The sequence below is a fragment of the Metabacillus sp. SLBN-84 genome (assembly GCF_053629595.1).
The window spans coordinates 1-2,500 of the sequence record NZ_JBRJIP010000005.1 but is presented as its reverse complement, the minus strand read 5'-3'; the positions used below and the strand labels follow the sequence as shown (position 1 = coordinate 2,500).

Annotated in this window: 2 rRNA genes (1 of these 2 cut by a window edge); both read right to left on the bottom strand. The window is 52.2% G+C overall.

The annotated features are described in order from the left end of the window. A 23S ribosomal RNA gene (locus RKD52_RS21145) occupies positions 1–736 on the bottom strand; it reaches 2,195 nt to the left of the window's first position. Positions 737–939: 203 nt separating this feature from the next. Continuing rightward, positions 940–2,477 (bottom strand): 16S ribosomal RNA (locus RKD52_RS21140). Together the 16S and 23S rRNA genes form the textbook arrangement of a ribosomal RNA operon. Between the last annotated feature and the right edge of the window lie 23 nt (positions 2,478–2,500).

Genomic DNA, 2,500 nt, shown 5'->3' with positions numbered 1-2,500 from the left:
GGTAGATCACCTGGTTTCGGGTCTACGACCACGTACTAATTCGCCCTATTCAGACTCGCTTTCGCTGCGGCTCCGTCTCATCAACTTAACCTTGCACGGGATCGTAACTCGCCGGTTCATTCTACAAAAGGCACGCCATCACCCGTTAACGGGCTCTGACTACTTGTAAGCACACGGTTTCAGGATCTTTTCACTCCCCTTCCGGGGTGCTTTTCACCTTTCCCTCACGGTACTGGTTCACTATCGGTCACTAGGTAGTATTTAGCCTTGGGAGATGGTCCTCCCGGATTCCGACGGGATTTCACGTGTCCCGCCGTACTCAGGATCCACTCTGGAGGGAACGAAGTTTCGACTACAGGGTTTTTACCTTCTATGACAGGCCTTTCCAGGCCGCTTCATCTACCCCGTTCCTTTGTAACTCCGTATAGAGTGTCCTACAACCCCAAGAGGCAAGCCTCTTGGTTTGGGCTGATTCCGTTTCGCTCGCCGCTACTTGGGAAATCGCATTTGCTTTCTCTTCCTCCGGGTACTTAGATGTTTCAGTTCCCCGGGTCTGCCTTCAGTACCCTATGTATTCAGGTAAAGATACTGTTCCATTACGAACAGTGGGTTTCCCCATTCGGAAATCTCTGGATCAAAGCTTACTTACAGCTCCCCAAAGCATATCGGTGTTAGTCCCGTCCTTCATCGGCTCCTAGTGCCAAGGCATCCACCGTGCGCCCTTCATAACTTAACCAAAATTGGTCAATCGTTTGTTTAGACTGTAAAGTCTAAGAAAATCACTATGGTAAGCGTAAATCTCAGTGAATTACTTGTTATCAATTACGTTATCCAGTTTTCAAAGAACAACCGGCAGATCAAGAATGATTGCCTTCTTTCATATAGAGAGAATGATCTCTCAAAACTAAACAAAAACCAAAAGCGACCTCATATCCTTAGAAAGGAGGTGATCCAGCCGCACCTTCCGATACGGCTACCTTGTTACGACTTCACCCCAATCATCTACCCCACCTTAGGCGGCTGGCTCCTTGCGGTTACCCCACCGACTTCGGGTGTTGCAAACTCTCGTGGTGTGACGGGCGGTGTGTACAAGGCCCGGGAACGTATTCACCGCGGCATGCTGATCCGCGATTACTAGCGATTCCAGCTTCATGCAGGCGAGTTGCAGCCTGCAATCCGAACTGAGAATGGTTTTATGGGATTGGCTAAACCTCGCGGTCTCGCAGCCCTTTGTACCATCCATTGTAGCACGTGTGTAGCCCAGGTCATAAGGGGCATGATGATTTGACGTCATCCCCACCTTCCTCCGGTTTGTCACCGGCAGTCACCTTAGAGTGCCCAACTGAATGCTGGCAACTAAGATCAAGGGTTGCGCTCGTTGCGGGACTTAACCCAACATCTCACGACACGAGCTGACGACAACCATGCACCACCTGTCACTTTGTCCCCCGAAGGGGAACCTTCTATCTCTAGAAGTGGCAAAGGATGTCAAGACCTGGTAAGGTTCTTCGCGTTGCTTCGAATTAAACCACATGCTCCACCGCTTGTGCGGGCCCCCGTCAATTCCTTTGAGTTTCAGTCTTGCGACCGTACTCCCCAGGCGGAGTGCTTAATGCGTTAGCTGCAGCACTAAAGGGCGGAAACCCTCTAACACTTAGCACTCATCGTTTACGGCGTGGACTACCAGGGTATCTAATCCTGTTCGCTCCCCACGCTTTCGCGCCTCAGCGTCAGTTACAGACCAGAGAGTCGCCTTCGCCACTGGTGTTCCTCCACATCTCTACGCATTTCACCGCTACACGTGGAATTCCACTCTCCTCTTCTGCACTCAAGTTTCCCAGTTTCCAATGACCCTCCCCGGTTGAGCCGGGGGCTTTCACATCAGACTTAAGAAACCGCCTGCGCGCGCTTTACGCCCAATAATTCCGGACAACGCTTGCCACCTACGTATTACCGCGGCTGCTGGCACGTAGTTAGCCGTGGCTTTCTGGTCAGGTACCGTCAAGGCGCCGGCAGTTACTCCGGCACTTGTTCTTCCCTGACAACAGAGTTTTACGATCCGAAAACCTTCATCACTCACGCGGCGTTGCTCCGTCAGACTTTCGTCCATTGCGGAAGATTCCCTACTGCTGCCTCCCGTAGGAGTCTGGGCCGTGTCTCAGTCCCAGTGTGGCCGATCACCCTCTCAGGTCGGCTACGCATCGTCGCCTTGGTGAGCCGTTACCTCACCAACTAGCTAATGCGCCGCGGGCCCATCTGTAAGTGACAGCCGAAACCGTCTTTGAATGTCAAACCATGCGGTTTGCCATAGTATCCGGTATTAGCTCCGGTTTCCCGGAGTTATCCCAGTCTTACAGGCAGGTTGCCCACGTGTTACTCACCCGTCCGCCGCTGATCTCCGAAGAGATCCGCTCGACTTGCATGTATTAGGCACGCCGCCAGCGTTCGTCCTGAGCCAGGATCAAACTCTCCGAAGAAAATTTGTGACTCATAAATGTTG